This window comes from Clostridium lundense DSM 17049, assembly GCF_000619945.1.
GTDB classification, from domain to species: Bacteria; Bacillota; Clostridia; order Clostridiales; family Clostridiaceae; genus Clostridium_AO; species Clostridium_AO lundense.
On sequence record NZ_JHVC01000006.1, the window covers coordinates 185,886 to 209,528 of the forward strand.

16 protein-coding genes are annotated in these 23,643 nt (G+C 29.1%); all 16 read right to left on the bottom strand.

All coding sequences use genetic code 11. From position 1 onward, the window contains the following. Positions 1 to 226 precede the first annotated feature (226 nt). Positions 227 to 1,141 (bottom strand): transposase, encoded by a 915-nt coding sequence (locus T514_RS0108300; protein WP_027624361.1) that lies wholly within the window; start codon positions 1,139 to 1,141, stop codon positions 227 to 229. Between the two features lie 247 nt (positions 1,142 to 1,388). Then, a complete protein-coding gene (locus T514_RS24175) occupies positions 1,389 to 4,883 on the bottom strand; it encodes a 5'-nucleotidase C-terminal domain-containing protein (RefSeq protein ID WP_051541936.1) in 3,495 nt (1,164 codons plus the stop codon). A 198-nt stretch (positions 4,884 to 5,081) separates the two neighbouring features. Then, positions 5,082 to 7,745 carry a cation-translocating P-type ATPase gene (locus tag T514_RS0108310; protein WP_027624362.1) on the bottom strand — a complete coding sequence of 888 codons (2,664 nt, stop codon included), beginning with the start codon at positions 7,743 to 7,745 and terminating at the stop codon, positions 5,082 to 5,084. A gap of 428 nt (positions 7,746 to 8,173) precedes the next feature. Continuing rightward, entirely contained in the window at positions 8,174 to 8,695 is a 522-nt protein-coding gene (locus tag T514_RS0108315; protein ID WP_027624363.1) for a chromate transporter, read from the bottom strand. Next, on the bottom strand, positions 8,696 to 9,232 hold the full coding sequence (locus T514_RS0108320) for a chromate transporter (protein ID WP_027624364.1): 537 nt from the start codon (positions 9,230 to 9,232) through the stop codon (positions 8,696 to 8,698). It lies immediately after the preceding gene. Positions 9,233 to 9,437: 205 nt separating this feature from the next. Continuing rightward, positions 9,438 to 10,220: a ComEC/Rec2 family competence protein gene (locus tag T514_RS24180; protein WP_084284441.1), complete on the bottom strand. Its 783-nt coding sequence runs from the start codon at positions 10,218 to 10,220 to the stop codon at positions 9,438 to 9,440. Between the two features lie 126 nt (positions 10,221 to 10,346). After that, a complete protein-coding gene (locus T514_RS25630; protein WP_027624365.1) occupies positions 10,347 to 11,870 on the bottom strand; it encodes a hypothetical protein in 1,524 nt (507 codons plus the stop codon). A 93-nt stretch (positions 11,871 to 11,963) separates the two neighbouring features. After that, positions 11,964 to 12,737, bottom strand: coding sequence for a DUF4489 domain-containing protein (locus T514_RS25635; RefSeq protein ID WP_051541938.1), 774 nt, complete (start codon positions 12,735 to 12,737; stop codon positions 11,964 to 11,966). Between the two features lie 109 nt (positions 12,738 to 12,846). After that, positions 12,847 to 13,689 (bottom strand): CsxC family protein, encoded by an 843-nt coding sequence (locus T514_RS24195; protein ID WP_051541940.1) that lies wholly within the window; start codon positions 13,687 to 13,689, stop codon positions 12,847 to 12,849. A gap of 123 nt (positions 13,690 to 13,812) precedes the next feature. Further along, entirely contained in the window at positions 13,813 to 14,745 is a 933-nt protein-coding gene (locus T514_RS24200) for a CsxC family protein (protein ID WP_207640925.1), read from the bottom strand. Positions 14,746 to 15,212: 467 nt separating this feature from the next. Beyond that, on the bottom strand, positions 15,213 to 16,682 hold the full coding sequence (locus T514_RS0108350; RefSeq protein ID WP_027624366.1) for an MDR family MFS transporter: 1,470 nt from the start codon (positions 16,680 to 16,682) through the stop codon (positions 15,213 to 15,215). 312 nt (positions 16,683 to 16,994) lie between these two features. Beyond that, complete coding sequence (locus T514_RS0108355) at positions 16,995 to 17,720, bottom strand: Bax inhibitor-1/YccA family protein (RefSeq protein WP_034868564.1); 726 nt, start codon at positions 17,718 to 17,720, stop codon at positions 16,995 to 16,997. Between the two features lie 87 nt (positions 17,721 to 17,807). Further along, positions 17,808 to 19,109: a nitrogenase component 1 gene (locus T514_RS0108360; RefSeq protein ID WP_027624368.1), complete on the bottom strand. Its 1,302-nt coding sequence runs from the start codon at positions 19,107 to 19,109 to the stop codon at positions 17,808 to 17,810. Further along, complete coding sequence (locus T514_RS0108365; protein WP_242850572.1) at positions 19,075 to 21,267, bottom strand: nitrogenase component 1; 2,193 nt, start codon at positions 21,265 to 21,267, stop codon at positions 19,075 to 19,077. Before T514_RS0108365 ends, T514_RS0108360 begins: the two co-directional genes overlap by 35 nt. Before the next feature lie 279 nt (positions 21,268 to 21,546). Continuing rightward, positions 21,547 to 22,389: a CvfB family protein gene (locus tag T514_RS0108370; RefSeq protein ID WP_027624370.1), complete on the bottom strand. Its 843-nt coding sequence runs from the start codon at positions 22,387 to 22,389 to the stop codon at positions 21,547 to 21,549. A gap of 30 nt (positions 22,390 to 22,419) precedes the next feature. Then, positions 22,420 to 23,607: an MFS transporter gene (locus tag T514_RS24205; protein WP_051541944.1), complete on the bottom strand. Its 1,188-nt coding sequence runs from the start codon at positions 23,605 to 23,607 to the stop codon at positions 22,420 to 22,422. Between the last annotated feature and the right edge of the window lie 36 nt (positions 23,608 to 23,643).

The following is a 23,643-nucleotide window of genomic DNA, read 5'->3' on the forward strand; positions in this document are numbered from 1 at the left end:
ACATCTTTAAATTTACATTATAAAGTATAATTTTTTAACATTTACTTTTAATATTTTACTATTAATCAAGCTTAACTATAATTACATAATGATAGTTAAGCTTGTACATATTAATTATAAACACACAAATAAGACTCTTTATTAAAATTAAAAAATAAAGGATTTTGTTTTTAATAAATTTAGTTTTTAAACTTTTATATGATCATATATGAAAATAATTGTATGCCTATGCTGGTTGTTGCGAAATAAACTTATCTATTATATTCTTATACTTCTCCTCTGTAGAAATAATCTCAACCCCAACTGAACAAAGCTTCGATACCCTTGACTGTGTGATATTTCCTAGCACTTTGCATATATCACTACACCTATAGTTACAAAGACTCCTCATTAAAAGCGCTGCTAAAGCCCTTATAATCTTAGCATTTTTATTATTTTTTACGTAAAGCATCATTTCATTTATTCCTGTTTCTTTTGCTACAAACTTTGCTATTTGTTCCGGTTTAAAATTTCTTACTATTATCTTTCTCTCACTTCTGTATTCTGTTTTTTCTTCTTGAAATTCTAATTCTTGTTTTATTCTTTCGTCATCACATATATATACAAATTTAACATAGTTTTCTCTTGCCCTTTTTACATTTCCACTAAACATTTGCATTATAAATGCTTCATCTAAAAGATTAGTATTATCTTTTTCAATGCCAAGGTATGCTCTTAAACTTGAGTATTTATACTTTTCAGGACAATCCTCATATCCCCTTATACTTAATACATTATTATGAATATAAGCAGATAAAGTAATAAGATATCTATCTGAATTTACTATTTTACTCTTGAATCTATCCTGAAACAAATGTCCTTTCCTGTTATGAACACGATTAAATGTTATAGCATATTTAAAATTTAACCCATGCATTATTTTAGATATATCCGCTCCATTAGAGTCTATTATAAAATGACCATGATTAGTCATTAAGCAATATGCATATACTTTAAACTTAAATACTTTCTGATATTCTCTCATTTGGGATAAATATTTAATCTTATCGTCATGCTTCTTAAACAGTGGTACTTCTGTTATACTTTTCACCATTACATGATATATTGCATTATCTGCTTTTTTCCTTTCACATCTAGGCAAACAAACACCCCATTTCTCTTTATTATTTACATCATTGACCTGAAATGAGGTTGTTATTCAAAACATACTTAATTAAGTTAATTCTTATTAACCGTCCCTTAAAACTTTAAAACTTTAAAATAAAACTTTTAAAAAAATTAGGGACATTTAACAACTTTCAATAATTGTTAAATGTCCCTGTTTACTGATTATTTTATCTAAAGTACATAATATTTATTAACCGTCCCTAAAATATATAAAATAAAACCTAATTACCTGGTATTACTAATTGCTGCCCTACAAATATTAGATTTATATTTTGGAGCTTATTTTCTTCTGCTATCTTTTCATAAGGAACATTGTATTTTACACCTATTAGATATAGACAATCTCCCTCTTTTACTGTATATATAGTCTTTTTACCTGATGGCTTTAATTCAGGTTTTGTTGCTGGTTTAGTCTCAGGTTTAACTGATGATTTAACTCCTGCAGTTAAATATCCAGCTTTAGCTACTGAAAGGTTTTTAACCTGTTTTAACTCATTTATTAAAGCATCTCTTATTGGTAAATTAGTATCTTTTAGATTCTTAGCTCCCTTAAAGTCATAGTCGTCTCCGCCTACAGCCATAAAGTCATTAGTAACAACTGTATAATATTTGTTCATATCAACCTTTGAACCATCTTTTAAAGTCATTTCATATATTCTGTTTCCCAAAGGTTGTTTTAAATCATATTTAACTTTTAATCCTGAAATAGCTATCCAACCTATTTTCTTATTACCTATACCATTTTCTACAACTCTCTTTAGATCTGATCCCTTTATTTCCATTGTAAATAAAGTATTATCAAAAGGCATAAGCTCATATAATTTTCCTACAGTAATATTACCTTTTTCTATTGGACACCTAAGTCCTCCACCATTTGTAAGTGCAATTTGAGATTTAGTAGTTTTAGCCATTACATCGCAAACCCACTCACCTAGTAATGATGGTCCTTCAAATCTATCATGAGTTAAGTCTTTATCTGTGTTTCCTACAACTTCATCTAATTTAGATTTTGAGGCATCTTCATATTTTTTAGCTATAGCTTTTGATGCTTCATCTTCTGGTAAAGTTTTAACATCTGCTGATAAATCAACAAAAGCTGGTTCTATAGTTACCTTATTAGTTTTAGTATTAAAACCTACTTCTAATTTGGCATAAGCTCTACCATTTTTATTTCCTTGAACTACAGGTATTTTATTAACTTCTCCTGATACTGGCAAGTGAGTATGTGCAGAAATTATAGCATCTACTCCAACATTAGCTTTAGCAAGATCTGCTGCTTCACCTGTAATTTCATTTGTCTTTTTATCCTGGAAAGATCCTAAATGAGTTAAAGCTATAACAACATCAGCTTTGCCCTCTTTTAGTTCTCCACTTCTTAATTTTTTACTCCATTCTTTTGCAGCCACACTAGCATCCTTAAATTCATTATTTTCTACATTGGTTGGCTTAGTCTTAAATAGTGTTTCTGGAGTTGCAAGTCCTATAAATCCTACTTTTACTCCATCCATTTCTACTATTTTATATGGTTTTGCCCAGCCAACTGGTTTTCCTGTCTTCTTATCATATATATTTGATGCTAAGAAATCAAAGCCACCTTCTTTAGCCCAATTTGCTATTCTCTCAGTTCCCCAATCAAATTCATGGTTTCCTACTGCTGAAGCTGTTAATCCAATAGATTTTACCATTTCATTTACCGGAGCACCATAATTCAAATTAGAAAGAGCTGTTCCCTGATATAAATCTCCACCAGATACAACAATAGTATTTTTATTTTCCTTTTTGAAATTGTTTATAGCTCCTGCAAATTTAGCTATTCCTAAATCTTTTCCTGATTCTTTTACTACACCGTGATAATCATTAAAGGATACAATATTTACTATCTTAGTGTTTTTTGCGTCCTCTAAATTTTTCTCTGTGACTGCTGCAACATTTGGAGTTCTTCCATCTTTGGATTGAGGAATTTTTATTCTACCTTCATTTATTAATTTTACAGTTTCTCCTCTTTTGGTTGAATCCCAGTTATTTCCTGTAATCTTCCAATTGTTATTCATTTGTGGAGTTATTACTCCATTTTTCACCTCTAAAATATATTTTCCTATTAAATCTCTTATTGGAGTAGCTCCTACTGCATCCTTTTCTATAACTTTTGGTAAACTTCCATCTTTAAATATTGCATTCTTAGGATTTAAAAGATGTGAGCTTGCCCTATAATTATTAACTGCTAATTTAAGTACATCTGTATCTTTTATTGTTGTTCCATCCATTTTTCTTAAATTAACAATTCTGTTACCGGTTTCTTTAGAAATATCTATTTCATACTTAACACCAGAGAACATATCATAATTATATCCTCTTATATCTTCATTAAATGATAAAGTTAAATCTCCTGGTTTATAAGTATTATAATAACTTGCTGACCATTCCATATAGTCTTTCAACTGTTTTCCTGTTACTTCTAACAAATATAATGTATTATCATATTTATATATTAATGAAGTATCACTTTTCTTAATTTTTCCGTGCTTCATATTAGCATCTGACCTAAAAGCTGCTGCTGCTGCAACATCTGCTTTTGTATAATACATTTGTACTTCATTTATTAAATTAATCATTGCGGTTTCTTGTATCTGTGAAGTTGGTATTCCTTTCACTTCATCTTCTGGCACTAAATTACCATCTTTAAGTTCTCCGATTATCTTATTTGCATCATCTAAAGCTATTTTATGATATGGGTTTAACTTTGTTTCCAAATCTTTATCTGATTCATAATTTATAGCCTTAGTTTTACCGTCCTGCATCCATATAATTTTTGAAGTAACATCTTTAGCTTTATCATTTACTACATATTTTCCACCTTTTTCAGTAAGCTTTATATCTACCTTTGCTAATGTTTGTGCTAAATTTTTATTTTCAACTAATAAAGTATTATTATATCTTGTTCCTTCAACAGCTTTGTGTTCATGAGCAGCAACTATGGCAGCAAGTTCTGGACATGCCTTTGCAAGCTCTACTGCTGAAGAGTTCTTATTCCCATACTCTTCTCCTTCTGACATATGAACTACTGCTATTATAACATTTACTTTATCCTTAATTTCTGCTATTGCCTTTTTAGTTTCTTCTACAGGATCAGTAACTTTACAATCCTTTAGATTTTCTGAATCCCATCTTGTTATGTTAGGAGTAGTCATTCCTATAATACCAACTTTTAATCCTGCTTTTTCAACAATTTTATAAGGTACTCCTAATCTTTTTCCATCTTTTTTATAAACATTTCCACATAATACTGTACCTTTAAATTGAGAAATCACCTTGTCCAATGTTGGAATACCATAATTAAATTCATGATTTCCTAAAGTCCATGTATCATATCCAATTTCATTCATAGCTAAAAGCATTGGATGTATATTGCTCTTTAAAAATAAACTAGCTGAATTATCTTGAATAGTATCTCCGGCATCCACCAATATTGTGTTAGGATTTGCTTTCTTCAATTCTTTGATTGCTGTAGCAATTTGAGCCATACTACCTGATTTACTTTCCGAATTAATAGCATACTCGTAAGGTAAAAACTTTCCATGAGTATCACTTGTTGCAAGTATCTGTATATCTATAGTTTTAGATGCTGCAGATACATCAAATGGTGTAAAAAAGCTTAATACCATAACCAATGTTATAAACCATGATGTCCACTTTTTAAGCTTGCATTGTTTTAACATAAAATCTCTCCTTTCGAAAACCTTCCTCCCCTATATTAATTTCTCCTAAGTAAAATTTTGTTATTTATATTAATATTATACTTCCTTTACATTATACTGTAAACCTTTTATATTTATTCATTATCACATTATTATAAAATAAAATAGAGCCCTACATAAATGCAAGGCTCTAACAACAATCTCTAATATATTTAATTATTATCTTTCTTTAGCTCTTATAAATATTTTTGCTATTTCATTAACTATTAGAGGAATTATAGATAATATACCTACAAAGAACCAATCCCTTGGAAGTAAGTCAAATACTCCAAATATATTTCTTAAAACTGGTACAGTTATTACTACATCCTGTAGTAATATACCAAATAGTATAGATGCTATCAAATATTTATTAGTAAATAATCCAACTTGGAATATAGATTTACTTGGATGTCTTAAGTTTAATGAATGTATCAACTGTGATACACTAAGTACTACAAAAGCCATAGTTTGTGCATGAGTTAAAGCTGCATCTGGTATATCTTTTGGGAATAATGGAAATAAAGCAGTACTTCCTGTATAAACTTTTACTCCTACGACAAAGGCAGCTAAAGTTAAGAATCCAATAAGCATACCATTTAATATTAGAAACGCTCCTGTACCACCTGCAAATAAACTAGCTCTAGGATCTCTTGGTTTTTCCTTCATGACTTCTGGATCTCCTGGATCAGCACCTAATGATAATGCTGGCAAACTATCTGTAATTAAATTAACCCAAAGTAAATGCACTGGTCTTAATGGTGCTGGCCATCCCAAAAGTATGGCAAAGAATAATGAAATTATTTCACCTATATTACAAGATAGTAGAAATATTATAGATTTTTTTATGTTATTAAATATGTTTCTTCCTTCTTTAATAGCTGAAACAATAGTGGAGAAATTATCATCTGTTAAAATCATATCTGAAGCACCTTTAGCTACATCAGTACCAGTAACACCCATGGCTACACCAATGTCTGCCATCTTTAATGAAGGAGCATCATTTACACCGTCTCCTGTCATGGATACTATATTTCCATTAGCTTTGAATGCCTTAACTATTCTAACCTTATGCTCTGGTGAAACTCTAGCAAATACTCTTAAATTATTAACTCTTTTAGTTAATTCTTCATCACTTATCTTATCAAGCTCTGAACCAAATATAGCCTGTGACTCTTCTTCTGCTATACCAAGCTCCTTAGCTATAGCAAAAGCAGTATTTTTATGATCTCCAGTAATCATTATAGTCTTTATTCCTGATTTTTTACATTCAGCAATAGAATCCTTAACTTCCTCTCTTGGTGGGTCAATCATTCCTACCAAACCTACAAATACTAGATCCTTTTCTAAGGAATCTATTTCTATATGTTGAGATTTCTCCATTTTAAAAGCTGCTCCTAATACTCTTAAAGCATCATTAGACATAGCAATAGAAGCCTTAGCAATATTTTCTTTAATTTCTTCTGTTATAGGAACTATTTCTCCATTTATATATGCCTTACTACATAACTTTATTAAATTATCTGTAGCTCCTTTTGTCATTACATAATATTCATTCTCATATTTATTTACTGTTGTCATAAGTTTTCTATCAGATTCAAAAGGAATTTCATTAACTCTTGTGCGCTTTTCATCTAAATCTACTTTTATTAAATTATATTTAAATCCAGCCTCAAGTAATGCTATTTCTGTAGGATCTCCTGTTTTTGAGTCTTCAGAATAAGTAGCATCATTACATAATACTAAGTTTTCTAACAATAATTTATGAATTGGATTATCTATTTTTAATGTAGATATATCACCTAAATAATTGTCTGCATAAAATTTAGTTACAGTCATTTTATTTTGTGTAAGTGTTCCTGTTTTATCAGAACATATTACATTAACAGCACCTAAAGTTTCTACGGCTGGAAGCTTTCTTACTATGGCATTTTCTTTTATCATTTTTTGTACTCCCATAGCAAGCACTATAGTAACTATTGCTGGCAATCCTTCTGGTATAGCAGCTACTGCTAAACTTATTGCAGTTAAGAACATTTCAAACATATCTCTTTTTTGAATTATAGCTACTAAAAACATTACACCACATATTCCTAAAGCAGCAAATCCTAATATCTTTCCAAGTTCGGCTAATTTTTTTTGAAGAGGAGTTAGCTCCTGCTCTTGAGATTCAAGCATTTTTGCTATCTTTCCTATCTCTGTATTCATACCTGTACCTGTTGCGACGCCTATCCCTCTTCCATAAGTAGCAAGAGTAGACATAAACGCCATATTCTTTTGATCTCCTAAAGCAGTTTCATTACTATCTAAAACAAGATCTGAATTTTTTTCTACTGGTACAGATTCTCCTGTTAAAGCAGATTCCTCTACTTTTAAATTAGCAGTTTCTATAAGTCTTATGTCACAAGGAACATATCTTCCTGCATCCAATATTATTATATCTCCTGGCACTACTTCTTCAGATGGAATTTCTTTCAAAGCTCCATCCCTTTTAACTATAGCTTTAGGAGTAGACATCTTTTTTAAAGCCTCTAAAGCCTTTTCTGCTTTTGATTCTTGAATTACACCAATTACTGCATTTAAAATTATTACAAAGCCAATTATAATTGCGTCTGTAGTTTCTCCAAGAAATCCGGATACTAATGCTGCTCCTAATAAAATATAAATTAGTACATCGTTTAATTGTTCAAAAAACATCCTAATTAAAGATTTTCCTTCTTTTGCTGTTAATTGATTTAATCCGTATTTTTCCTGCCTCTTTATTACTTCTTCAGATGAAAGACCATTAATTACGTCAGTGGATATTTCTTTTATTACTTCATCTTTACTCTTGTCAAACCACATATAAATTCACCTCATTTTTTATTATTTGTCTAGGAGATTTAAATTATCACAATTTATTTTTTAATTTTTCCTTTTTTAATATTTCTCCCCTTTCAATACATCTTTAATCTTCAAGTAGCAATTGACAACCAAATTTTACTTATGTATTATTAAAAAATTCTTTTTACTTTTCATTAAATAAAAACCATTTACTATCAATCACTTACTAAAAAATTATATTTTTCTAAATTATATATTCTTTTAAAAATAAAAAAGACCTTTGTCCTATCTTATAGAAACAGGACAAAGGTCTTGCAAGCTCATTTAAGAGTAACTATCCGGGCGTGCTACGCCGTCATGACGAATAGTTATAAGGTTTGCTACTCCCCTTTGTTATATAAATTATAGCATATAGTCCACCTATATACAATAATTTTTTTATTATAAAACTAATAAAAAATTACTCCTAAAACTCCAGCTAAAATAATTACCAATATGGGATGGAGTTTTTTAGAAAGTAGTATACCCATTATTATAATTCCTATAATTATACTTTTTAAATCCTTATAAGCTCCCTTTGCTAAGGATAAAAATGCAGAAATAATAAGCCCTATCAAAGCTGGTCTCATTCCCATTAGAGCTGCACTTAATACTTTGGATTTCTTAAACTTTAGTATGTAATGGGTAGCTATTGAAACCAATAAGAAAGAAAAACTTATAACCCCTAAAGTAGCAAAAAAGCTTCCCCAAAATCCTCCTACTTTATACCCTACAAAGGTAGCAGAATTTATTGCAATAGGCCCTGGTGTCATTTGAGAAATACCTATTATATCACTAAATTCCTGATAACTAATCCACTTCTTATTATTCACTATCTCTCTCTCTATTAAAGGAAGCATAGCATATCCTCCACCAAAGCTGAAAGCTCCAATCTTTAAAAAGGACAAAAATAATTCAATTAAAATGCCCAACTACTCCACCTTCTTCCTATAATAAAAGTATCCATAAAAACCTGAAGCTATAATAACTATAACAGGATGAATATTAAAAAACATTATAAGAATAATTGTAACTGTAGCAATAAAAATATTCATATAATTCATTTTAACTGACTTAGAAAGACTGACTACAGCTATTAACACTAACATTGGAACTGCTGCTGAAATTCCATTAAACGCTAAATCTACATAATAATTATTCCTGAATTCCATAAAAAAAGAGGCTATAAGGAGTATTATAATAAATGATGGTAATACTGTGCCTAAAAGTGCCATTACAGCTCCTATTACTCCACCTATTTTATACCCTATAAATGTAGAAGTATTTACAGCCAAAGCTCCCGGAAATGATTGAGATATAACCAATATGTCTAAAAAATCTTCTTTAGTTATCCACTTCTTATTATCTACTACTTCTCCTTGAATAAGAGGAATCATAGCATATCCCCCACCAAAGGTAAATGTTCCTATTTTAAAAAAACTCCAAAACATAGTTAAAATTTTTTTCATAAAATACACCTCCACATTAAAAAATCTCTCTGAAATTTAGAACTCTGTTTATCAATATATTTATTATACTGTAAAAATTAAGTTAAGTTTATTATTTTGAGATTTGTTTATGAAATTGTTCGTAAAAGTGGTAAAAAATAAAAAGATGTGCTCCTATAAACTTAATGTATAGCACACCTTTACTTTATTATCCAAATTATTTTTCTTACTTAATTACTATATTTCCATTTAAATCTGTTCTTAAAATAGTTGTATTTATTTTTTTTAATCTATCTAATACTTCTTTTTGTGGACTTTCTTTTCCATTACAAGTTATTATAGATATTTTAGGATTAACTACGTTTAAAAATTCTTCACTACAACTGGTGTTTAGCCCATGATGAGGTATCTTTAATACATCACAGTTGTTTATTTCACTTTTGTATTTATTTATAACCTCCTTTTCTCTTTCATTTTCTATATCAGCTGAAAACAAATATTTGTTATTGTTGACTTTTCCTAATAGTACTATAGAATTATTGTTTTCTATATTCCTTTGATACTCATCTGCTACTATACCATTAATATTTATTCCGTCTTTAGTTATACTAAAATTTTCTGCTATATACTTTACTTGGGCACAACTTAAATATGCATATTTATATATAATATCCCTCATAGGATCGGCATGAGCAGGTATATATAATTTTTCAACCTTTTTAGCTTTAAGTATCTTTTCTAATCCTCCATAATGATCATCATGATAATGAGTAATTATTAAATAGTTTATTTTACTTATCCTTTCCTTATTTAAATATCTAATAACCTTATGTGAAGTAAGCTCTGTTCCAGTATCTATTAATATATTTAAGTTATTTCCTTTAATTAAAATACAATCACTTTGCCCTGTATCTAAAAAATGCACTTCATATTTTTCATTTGCATAAACTTTTGAAGTAAAAATAAGTATACATATCATTACAATAAATATTTTCTTTAACTTCTTCAAACGCAACACCTACCTTTATATTTTATCTTTAGTATTTGTATCAATAGTAAATTTATTTATTGTAAAACACTAAAAAAGGCTATCTACACATAAATGAAAAATTATCTCATATCAAGTGTAATAGCCTTATTTTTCTATATCATTGTCGTTATCCATATATGTATCTACTTTCTTCTCAGTTTCCTCAATTTCTTCTGAATTGTTAAAAGATGAATTACATATAAATGTACTTTGATTTTGTAATAAACTAAGTCCTAAACTTAATATGATTTTTTTTCTTATTATTTCAAACGAATATGTGTTAGTCAGTGTATTCTTTATAAGTTTCATCTTTTCTTTATTATTAGTTTCTAACATTTCTGTGCTATTTAAATCACAAAAAATTTTATTCTTTGGAAATTGTAAATACCCATATTTTTTTTCAATTATATTATCATAATTTTTATTAAGATGGATAATCTTTACTTCTATTTTATCTTTATTTACTTTAGGCAATTGGGGAGCATTGGAAAAATTAATCTTTGTTGAACATTTAAATGGTATCTCTATTGTTAACTTTTTTATATCTCCACTAATTCTATCTGTTTTTATACAGTTTGCAGTAGCATATTCTATATTTTCTTGTAATACTCCTTTTATGAAAAGTTTATCTGTACCAGTAATTAATTCACATTCCTCTAAAATAACTTCCTTATCTAGTGATTTTACTCCAAAAACTGGTTCTGGAAGATTAATAATTGCTTCTATAAAAATTTCTATTTTAAATTTAGATAGTACAACTGGAATATCAGCTATTGACGGCTTGAAATATAGATTCTTCTCTATGTCTTTATTATAATTACATTGATATGATGTGGCACTATATACTGTAGACTTACTAGACAATATAATAAATTTTCTTTCAGATGTGTTCTGGATTACCTCTTCATAAAATTCTTCTTTTTCCTTTAAATTATCATTCATACTATTAGGTGGTATATCCACTGCTATATCAATATTATTATTATAATTTATACTACTAAATGAAATATCCTCTAGACCACCAGTATCATTGTCATTATTTATGTCACTAGTTGGTATATCCTCTAAAACATCAATATTATTATCATTACCTATATCCATAGTTGGTATATCATTCACAACATCAATATTATTGTCATTACTTATATTACTAGTTGATATATCCTCCACAACATTAATATTATTGTCATTACCTATATCACTAGTTGATATATCCTCTACAGCATCAATGTTATTATCATTATTTATATCACTAGTTAGTATATCCTTTGCAACATCAATGTTATTATCATTATTTATTCTGCTATCTGGAATATCCTCTAAGATATCAATATTACTATCATTTTTTATATATTCTTTTGAAGTGTCTTCATTTATAATAGGCTCTTTTGAAATACATTTATTCAAATTATTTATTTCATTTTCCTTTTTATTATTTTTTTTACATTTATCTTCAATACTTATATCTAATGATGCACCTTCAGGTTCCCTAGTATCATATATACATTCAAGAGATTCACATAATAACATTGCCAGTCCTAGTAATATAAAATAATTATGATTTGCCTGTAAATTACTATTGTTACAATCACAATAGCATTTATTTTTATGCTTATGCTTTTTTGACATATAGTGCTCTCCTTATTATTGCTATTACAATTAATTAAAATTTTAATGGGAAATCCCTATAAATAGAGATTTCCCCTTTATTATTAAGTTTATTTAGCAGCCTGATTTAGCTATAACTGAAAGTGTTGGGCATTTTACCTCAACGATAGTCCCTGAAACCGTATTTACAGCATTAATTAATTTAACAGTATAGGTACAGCATCCTGGGCAACTATTACATTCACAGTGACTAAAACAGAAAGAACTAGTAAGTTGTTCATTTTCTGTATCCAGGCCACCTACAAAGGTCCAACTTCCGCAACATATCTCATTTCCTTCATCACAGGTCTTGCATAATTCAAAAGTTAATGTTACTGGCTCATCTGTTGTATCTCCACCAGTTATAAATTTAATAATGCTACAAAAATCAAATTTTATTACTGGATTCTTAAGGCAAGTTGTATCTATTGTTACGCATCCTAAAGATCTAGGAGAAAAATTATTAATTAATACGTTATTTCCTTGTCCTTGTCCGTTAGATACAGTTTTTGTTATTTCAGCACATGATCCTTGAGCACATTCAAAAAGTACTGGATATGGGCATGGATTTTTTGGACAGCAGTGCTCATATTTATGACGGTCGCAGCATTTATTGTCATAGTCGCATCTTCTGTCGTCATAATCGTGTCTTCTATCATCACAATAGCATTTTTTATAATCATAGTGGCATTTTCTATCATCGTAGTCGTATTTTCTGTCGTCATAGTCGCATTTTCTATCGTCATAGTCGCATTTTCTATGATCATACTCATCATATCTCTTTTTTTCATTGCATTCGCATTTATCGTAATCCTCTTTACATTCTGGTTGTTTATAATATAATTTCATAAAAATATCCTCCTTTATTATCTTACGGCCTATTATTTTCTACCTTTTGAAAAGTTTAAATCTTTTAATATAATATATGAGATATATAGTCAATGGTTACATACATTAACTAATATTCTTCCCTCTTTATTCTCCTTCCCCTCATGCCTTTTTTAGGTCTATAACATACTTCAACCTCTTCATAATCCTCGTGATCATCACATCTGCACTCTTCTTCCATTTCTACTTCACAATCTGGTTCAGGAATGAATACCTGTTGATTTTGCAATACTTTTAAGCGTACAAATACAACCATCTTCTCTGTAAAATCTTGGAAACATCTTTCTGTTGTAAAATTTCCACCACATTCTATATCACGTTCAAAAATGTCTGTTTCTAAAATTTTTGCCCACTCTAATTCACAGAAAATTGGTTCTTGAAATTTATTAAAGTGTATCCATGAATCTTCTGTATTATCTGGGCAATGCATGCTTTCGTCTAATACATTTGATTTCATTTTAAATGATTTTCCAAATATAGGTTTTTTGTCAAAACATATAGGAGTAACACATTTAAAAGGAACATTGAGTGTAGTATGCATTATATTTCCGCTTATACTAGTTCTATTAGTACACTCTACAGTAGAATACTGTATATTCTTTTGAACAAATCCACCTATAAAAAGTTTATTTGTATGAGGTACCAAATGGCATTGAGTAATACATACATGTTTATCTATGGTTTTTATATCAAATGCAGGCTCTTCCAATCTAATATCCGATTCTAGATCTATTTGAACCTTAATATTTGATAACACTACAGGTACTTTAACTACTATAGGACCAGGACGTCCATAGGGTTGATAGAACTCATTTGAACACTCTCCTAAAGTAGTTGAATCAATAACTCTGGATTCGCAACGTTGAGCTTGTTGATCATCTCTGCAATCAGCCTCTATATATTTCATAGGCATAGTTGAACCCCCTCTTTATAATCTTAAGTATATGAATCTTTAAGTTAATCTTAAAGCCCATATCTAATAACATAATATTCTAGTGAGTAAAAATTGCTACCAAATATATTCAACTTATTAAAATTAATCTGTATCAAGATTTTCAATAGGAATTTCTTTTCCCATCATACCTTTTTCAGGCTGAAAACCAACTTCTATATAGTTATATATATCACCTTTATTCTCCATATAATCAGAGGAACACTTAGTGTTACAATTATCTAACATAGTTACATCTCCATTAGGTTCTGGAATAAACACCTGTTGATTTTGCAATACTTTTAGACGAATAAATATAACCATTTTATCCACTAATTCATTAAATGTTTTTTCTTTTGATATATCATTATGATCAAAACATCTTTTATTTAAAATATCTGTTTCCAATATCTTAGCATCCTCCAATTCACAATAAACTGGCTCATATAGTTTGCTATAGTGAATCCAAGAATCCTCTTTATTGTCTTTCCCAAGCATATTTTTGTCCAAAACATTTAATCTTTTTTTATAGTTTTTACCGTACACTGGTTCCTTAGAAAATTCAATTTTTGTTACACATTTGAATGGAACATTTACTGTAGTATGCTGAATATTCCCACTAATACTTGTTTTATTTGTACATTCAATAGTAGAAAATTGTATATTCTTCTGTACATAACCAGCAATGAAGAGCTTATCTGTATATGGAATTAGCTTGCATTGAGTAAGAAAAATGTGTTTATCAATATTCTTAATATCTAATGCTGATTCTTCCAATCTAATCTCTGCCTCTACATCAATTTGCACTTCTACCTCAGATAAAACTACTGGTATTTTAGCAACCAGCGGTCCCGTGCGCCCCATTGGTATATTATATTTGTTATCACATTCTGCTAAAGTAGTTGAGTCCAATACCTTTGAATCACATTTTGTAGTACATTTTTCAACTTCATTATAATTGTTTTCTGAACTATTATTAATCCAATTGTCACTAATTATATTTTCTTGTGACATGTTATCCTCCATATCATTCTTCATATCAATAACATAATATTCATATGAGTTATAAATGCAACTACATTGTTTTATAAATTTATAGGTAGAATTAAAACATAAATATAACTAACTCTAAAGTTAGTAACTTACGAGTTAGTTATTTATCTATGCAATAAGGCACATTAAAAAAATAAACAAGTCAGTATGCTAGGCTATTTTGCATCATACTGCGTCATCAGAACCCACTGATAGCTCTACTAGCAGTGAAACCTGCTTCCTTGTCTGATACAAAATATCCGTCAATAATTGACTCATTATTTATTTTAATGTGCCTAATATTAATTTTCATGACACACTTAAATAAGAGATAATTTTCTACAATTTAGTGTAGAAAAATCATCCCTTATTTATTATTTATAATTTAAAGTTTTTTACACTGTATACGAAATGAAACCATCCTTATCTATGTTCTCTCTGTTATCTATACTCTGTGCTCTGTCATCTGTACTCTAAAAAAGTGCCTTTTCTTCTCCTTCTTCCTTAAGTCCACTAGGAAGCAAAAATGATAGCACTAAACAAATTAAACTTATCACTATTAATGCTATAAAAATAATATGCAATGCTGAATTTACTGAAAATCCTATATGTTTAGCAATAACATTGTTACTCAAATTACTTTCAGAATATAAATTAGTAGGATCTACTCCCGCAATCCCTATCTTATTAAAATATTTAACTATATTTATATTAAATATACTTCCGAATACGCTTATCCCTATGGTTTGTCCTAAAGTCTTAAGAAGAGAATTAGATGCTGTAGCTACTCCCCTTTTACTATAATCTACAGATATTTGAACCATTATTGTTAATATAGTAAATGCTCCTCCAAATCCAAATCCCATTATAAACACATACCCTATAAGTACTATTATTGGTGATGATGGATTTAATGTGGTTAAAAGGCTGCTACTAACTAATAAAATTAAAGTAGATGCAAATACCACTTTTCTTTCTCCATATTTAGGAATAGCCTTTGACAAAAGAATTGCAGATAAAAGCCAAGCAACAGACATAGGTGCCATAGATAACCCTGAAATTGTTGCTCCAAATCCTAACACATTTTGTATGTATAAAGGCATATATACATCAATTCCAATTAATATAGCTGCAATTAAAAAAGTGATTCCATTAGCAATTATATTAGTTTTTGTTAATATCTCAGATGGAATAATTGGTTCTTCAGCTTTACCTTCTACAAAATGAAATAAAAATAATAATACAATAGTAATGAATATAGCGATTAGTATTGATGAAGAAAGCCAGCTTCCGCTTTTTTCTACTAATAAAACTCCATATAACAGAGACATTATTGCACATGATAATAGTAAAGTTCCTAAATAGTCTATCTTATGTTTCTTAATTTCAAATTTCTCATTAAGATTTCTTTGAAGAAGTATTATAGATAGCAATCCAAAAGGTATATTAATGTAGAAAATCCAATGCCATGAAAGGCTTTCTAGCAAAAATCCTCCTAAAAATGGGCCAATTAAACTTGCTATCCCCCAAACTGTACTTAACCATCCTTGAACCTTAGCTCTCTCTGATACATCAAACTCATCTCCTACAATTGTATAGGTTACAGTAAATATTGCACCTGCTCCTATTCCTTGTAATGCACGAAAAGCTATAAGTTGGTACATATTAGCAGATAATCCACAAAGTGAACTACCTATTAAAAAAATTATTATACCTACAGACAGTGTACTTTTTCTTCCATATAAATCTGCTAATTTACCATATATAGGCGTAGAAATAGCTGATGTAAGTAAATATAATGAAAATACCCAACTTATTAGTTGGAATCCATTTAAATCTTTTACTATAGTTGGTATAGCTGTAGTTACAACAGTACCTTCCACTGCTGCTAAAAACATAGCTACCATTATTGCAATAATTATATTTTTCTTTTTTGAATCCATACTTTACCCTCTCTCTCTTACAAAAAACAAATTGGCTTTTACACTTAAAATAATGTGAACTAAGTTTCATTTTATTAATAAAACTCTCCTCTTAATTCAAAACATATATAATTATATTAGTTTTTATCTTTTTTGTCCAAAATTACTTAGGAATAAATACTTTTTACTTTAAAATAGCTAATATATTTTTTTATGAAATGCAAAATTTTTATTTTAAACTTTAAATCACTTTTTCATCAAAAAACAATTTTGGAAGGAATCCTCCTGGAGAAATTCCTTCCATTTAATATTATTATAACTTCATAATACTACTTAGTCATTTTCCTTTATTTTTACGATAAGTTCTAAAACTTTCAAGTATATCCAAACTAAAGTTACCGTTAATCCAAATGCTCCATACCATTCCATATATTTTGGTGCACCTGCTGCGGCACTTTGATTGATAAATTCAAAATCTACAATTAAATTTAATGCTGCTATTACTAAAACCACTGCTGTAAAAGCTATTCCTATAGGGCCATTTCCATGAATATATGGTACATTCACTTTAAATAAAGATAAAACAAATGTTATTAAATATGTTAATGCTATTCCCATAGTTGCTACAATAACATAATTTGAAATTTTAGCTCCAAATCCTGGATTAGATCTATAGATTAATAACATACTCATAGCTATAGCTATTGTTAATAATACCGCTGGAAACGCAATTCCTGAATAAAGCTGATTTACAGACAAAGATATTACTCCAAGTAAAACCCCTTCTGATATAGCATATATTGGTGCCGTTACTGGAGATACTTTTGGAACAAAGCTTGTTATAAGACTTATAACAAAAGCTGTAATAGCTGCTACCCCAATTAATGCAGTTTTATTGCTTGACATAGAAAAATTAATATAAGAAAATGTTGCACTTATTGTTACAAGCATTATTAATACAAATGCTTTAAGAGCTGTTCCATTAATAGTCATTTCTTCTTCATAAGAATTAAAATTTTCTCTTTCAAAACCCTTTTCTAATACTGAATTTGCTTTCATTTGATCACCTTCCTCATATATTAATTATACCTTATTATCTTAAATTTAATATTAAAATACTATTAATTTCATATTAAATTAACAAACCTAAAAAAGATTTATAAGTTGCACTCCATTTAATATGTGTTCTATAAGCATAAGAGCTCCAGATATACCTAAAATAGATTTTGGTAGGACATGAACATATCCAAGGGATGGAAGGCTTATTTCTACCCCAGTAAAATTCTTATTATCCCCTCTAAGCTGTAATATAGTATTTCCATCACAGAATACAATATTTCCAGTGTTTTCATGTATTAATCTATTTAAAGCTTTGGTATATCCTATATCCTTAAGAAAATCTCTTAGTTTTTCATAAAATATATTTTCCTTACCCGCTGTAATCTCAATGGATACAGGAATCATTCCTAAATAGCTACAAAGCCATTTAGTTAATGCATAAGCAGTAGAAGCCTCAGCTTTTATTGAAAAAGTTGCTCCTTTAGGAAGTCCTATAAAAGAAGTAACTCTAGATAAATAAAGATAACTTCTTCCCCTTGCTTTCTCAGATTCCTCTATAAATAACTCTTTATTCCCATTTAATTTTTCACATACATTATTTATAAGATTTTCAGTAGCTTCAAACCCTATAGGTAATCCTTCCTCAACACATATATAAGGTATGTTATACTTTTCCTCCATCCACTTAGCTAAATCTAATCCATACTCTGGATAAATAACTATATTATATTCTGCTTTTATTGCATTTTTAATATTTTCTGTAGTTTCTCCCGCACAAATATTTGATATTACATCTATGCCACAAAGTTTTAAAAGTCTTTTTATTTCCTCTATATTTCCTTCATAATATTTATTGTATATTGATATTCCCAAAAGATTCACCGTTTTAGGAATTACATCTTTTCTCTCCCCTAGCATGGAAGATAAAACTTTAATCATAGCATTATGAAATCCATGCTCAAATTCACCTGAAAATCCAGTACTCTCCATAGAAAAGTAAGGGATATCCCCTAATTCTTTTTTCATTAATCTATCTAAATCATCGCCAATCAAAGCTGCACCTGGCGAATTTACCACTGCTAACAGATTATAATCTCTCCCTTTTATATCTTTTAGCAGCCTAGTTAATTTATCTGAGCATCCATATACATAATCATATCCATCCACATATGTACATGGTATTCTTGGTTGTCCAAAATAAAATTCTTCTGGATGACTTAAAGGATCATAATTGGCTTGTGCTGGCATCTGGGCATCAGAAACAGCACTATGATATAGTTTGCATCCTGTAGGTCCATTTAATATTACCGCTGCATCTTTTATGCCTTCTATGGCAAGAAGGGCTCCAGTAAGACTATCTGGCATAATATTTGGAAAATAGTTCTTCATCTTTTCTCCACCCCTCTTTTAAATTTAATTTAAAAAGTCCTGCCCATCTTTTAACAAGGTTTAATCCACTAAAAAAGCCCACATCAGGACACATAGGAATAGTATCTATTACTGCTTTTTCATCAAGATTTGTTGATGCATAATTAGATATAATTATATCTGGTTTCAACTCTTTAATATCCTCTATTCTTTTTTCTTGGTCGTATTGAAGTTCTATATTTAACATGCTATCAAATCTGCTTTTAAATAAACTTTCACTGCAATAATTCAATACACATACCTTTACTATATCTATTTGGAGTTCTAATGCAGTTTCTAGTATCCAATCAAGTTGGTGATTATAAGTAATTATCATCATCTTTTTACCTTTTAAATAAGGTTTTATCTTTTGTATTTCTTCTCTATACTTTGTTTCATAATCTTTTATTAAATCTTCTACTAATTCCTCTTTATTAAAATATTTAGCTATGTCTTTAATCCACTGTTTGGTTTCTGAAAATCCTATTGGAAAAGGATTTTTAAAGAATCTAGCATCATATTCTTTTTGAAAAAACTTTTTCATTAATCGCCCCATATGATCTTCATAAGCTAATATATTTAAATCTGCCTTCATAAAGTTTTGTATGTCCTCTGCCTTAGTTTTGCATATAAATCTACAATTTACAGAAACTCCAATAGAATTCAAAAGTTTTTCAATGGTATTAAAATTTTTCTCTGTATTTCTTGCAATAAATTTTTCAGATAAAATATTTACTGTGTTTTCTTCCTTTTTTATATTGTTTTTTATAAGCCCTCTAGCTATTTCTAAATAGGCACTAATCATGCCTTGAAGATAGTCTCCTGTAATATTTCCATCAGTTTTTATAGGAATAATAGGCTTGTTTTCTGTACTCATTTCCTTTACAGAATCTACATCATCTCCTATAATTCCTGCTGGGCAAGTTGTTATTACAAATAATGCTTTTCCTTTGTCCCTTACCTCTTCTACTTTCTTTTTTAACTGATCTATACCACCAAATACCATTACTCCCTCATTCATTTCTGAACTTACAAGTGATGGGTTAATTTGTACTGGCATCAATTCTCCTCTTTCAAAAAATCCCCTTCTTCCTACTGAGGATATAGTTTGATAGGATATATGAGCACAACTTCTAGGTCCATGAGCAATGGTTACTGCATCCTCTATTTGTATTGCCACATTTACCGCTCCATTAAAAGCACATCCATGAAGAGGTTCTCTTAATAGCACATTTTTAGATAAAAATTCTTCAAAAGCATCCTCTTTTTCCTCTCCTTGTTCTTTTATTTTAGGAATATTTTCTTCCTCTTTTATAAAAGATTTAACTTTACTTTGAAGAACTACTTCTTCAAGCTTTTCATCTGTAAGAGGCAATGCCTCATAAAGTATACTATCTTTAATTATCTTGTCTGCTAAATTTAAAAATCCATTACTCACCTTTGAATCTTTAATTTCTACCAACGGTAGTCCAACTTTTTCCGAATAAGTAAATTCATCACTTCTAGGAAAGACTTCACAAATGGGCAGCTTAACTGCCTCTGCAAATCTTTTTATTCTTTCCTCTTCATGCTCTACACCTCTTTTGTTGAATATAAGTCCTCCAACTCTTTTCATGGTTCCATCATAATTCCTAAGTCCTCTTAATATATTATTGGCAGCATATATAGACATAAATTCTCCAGAAGTAACTATATAAACTTCATCTGCATATTCATGGCGTAGAGGTACTGCAAAACCTCCACACACCACGTCTCCTAGTACATCATATAAAACTATATCATACTGTTTATTCTTAACATGCAATCTTTTTAGTAAATCAAAAGTAGTCAAAATTCCTCTTCCTGCACACCCTACTCCTGGATTAGGCCCACCTGCTTCAACACAGTGTATTCCATTATATCCTTCCCACAAAATATCTCCTAATTTATACTTATCAGGTGCTGTGTCCCTTATATAGTCTAATACAGTATTTATTTTTCTTCCGCCAAGTAAAAGCCTTGTAGAATCATGTTTTGGATCACAACCAATTTGCAAAACCTTTTTATTCTTTTTAGAGAGCGCCGCAGACAAATTAGAGGATATGGTAGATTTTCCAATTCCCCCCTTGCCGTATATAGCAATTTGCTTCAAAATATCCACTTCCTTTTATTCTTTATAACTAAATCTTTAATCTTTCCTCTTAGTATAGCATATTTATAATCTGCCATTCTTTTATTAAAAATTTCTGGTATAAAATTTACATTCTTCCCACCATTATTAAAATATCCCCCTGCTTTTTAATCAGATGTAAACGGATTATTATCATCCAAAATAAAAAAACCGCTGATAAAACTAGTTACCAACGGCCTAATAATTTATATATTTTACATATAAGAGATATAAAACAATTATTTATTTTGATTTTATTGTATTAGATGTTTATTTTATAAGTTTTGTTCCTTCTTCATCTTGCTTAATCAAACCTCTTTTCATAAGTCCTCCTAGAGCTCTTTTGAAATAATTTTTACTTTCATGGAATACTTCTCTTATTTCATCTGGTGAAGAACTATCATTATAAGGCATAAAACCATTATGATCATTTAAATATTTCAGTATTTCTTCCTGAAGTTTATTTCTTTCTTCTTTACCTGTTATTCTTGGAGTAAGACCTACAGTTCCATCTTCATATATCTTTTTCACCTTAAGTTTTAAATTATCTCCCATATTTACATCCATAAAATATTCATTCTTTAACATTATTCCTTTAAATTTATTGTCTACAGCTACAATTAAATTTTCACTTCTATATTCTCCAACTATTGTACCTTGTACTTCATCTCCAACTTTATAATCTTCTCCTATTTCTAAGTATTTCTCTACATCAGTAGTAGCTGCAAGTCTATTTGTTTTATCTAAATAAACATAAAACAAATATTCTTTTCCTTCTTCTAAGTAAAACATTTTTTCTTTTAAAGGAACAAATAAATCTCTTTCTAATCCAAAATCCACAAAGCTACCAATTCTTGTGTTATCCTTAACTTTAAGAAAGGCTAAATCTCCTACCTTAGCTAATGGCTCCTTCATAGTAGCTATTAATCTATCTTGAGAATCTCTATATATAAATGCTGTAACCTTTTCTCCTTCTTCTAATTCGTCTCCCACTACATTTCCAAATGGTAACAATATATCATCCTTTGTATCTCCTGTTTCCGCATTTAAAAAGTATCCAGGTGCCCCTTTTCTAGCTATAGTTAATTCATTAAATTCTCCTACTTTTATCACAAGTTTCCCCTCCAAATATTTTATACTAATTTATTTGTTAATTAATAATTTTTCCATAAACTTAAATTTTAATGAAGATTTTTCTTCAACATAATTAAAATATATAATAATAAATATTAATGCTACTAAGCTTAAAATTCCACAAATAACAAAACTAAATCCTAAAGAAATATCCGCTGACTTACCAATGGCTATATTAACAGCAGATGCTATTACATCACTTATCATAGCATATATAGAAAGCATAGTAGCTCTATCAGCCGTTTTAATAGATTTATTTTGTATATCTAAGCTTAAAGGCTGCACTAAGGCAAAAGCCCCTTCTATAAAAGCTATTAATATTATAGTAATTATAGCACTCTTTGAATAAGCTAACAAAAATGAAGCTATTGTTATTATAGATATTAAAGAATTAAACACTATTCTATGTCCAAAATTCTTACTTAATTTATATGATTTAGCAGATGCTAAACATATTATTTGCATAAAAGCCGTTAATAATCCAAAATATCTTACATCTATACCTATATTTAAATATTTAGGACCATTAAGAAATACACATATAGAATGAGTGATTTCTGATGTTAAAGCAATCGCTATTATAAAAATAAATTTTTTTTTATTTTGCACTACATTTTTAAAACTATTTTTTATACTAATATTCTTTTTATCATATTCCACATCTTTAATAAAAAAGATTAATACAAAGGCTGTTCCATAAGGAAATATGGTACATAGTACTGGAATATCTAAACTCTTTTTTAACATAAAAGTAGATAAAAAAGATGCTATAAAAAGCCCACTTGCACCAGCTGCACTATACAAGCTAAAAGCCCTTTCTGATTCCTTCTCTCCTACTGATAAATATATTAAAGCTGAATCACAACCTGATATTCCCGAAATACTCATAGAAACCACAATAGTTTCTAAAAGGAATCCATAAAAATCATAACTTTTATAAAATATTATCTTTGATATAAAAAATAAAAGGTATGATAATATAAGGGTTCTTTTATAGCCAAATTTATCACTAAAATATCCCCAAGGTATTTCTAAAAGAATCATAGATAAAGTAAATATAGATTCTAATAAAAATATCTGATATAAACTAAGTCCCCTATATTGTCTAAAAATAGTAGCTATAGGTCCATAAAATACAAGTCCTTGCAAAAAAGCTACAATACACATTATATATAAATTCTTTCTATAATTATTCAATTTGATACACCTCTAATTTTTATATAGCACAAAAAG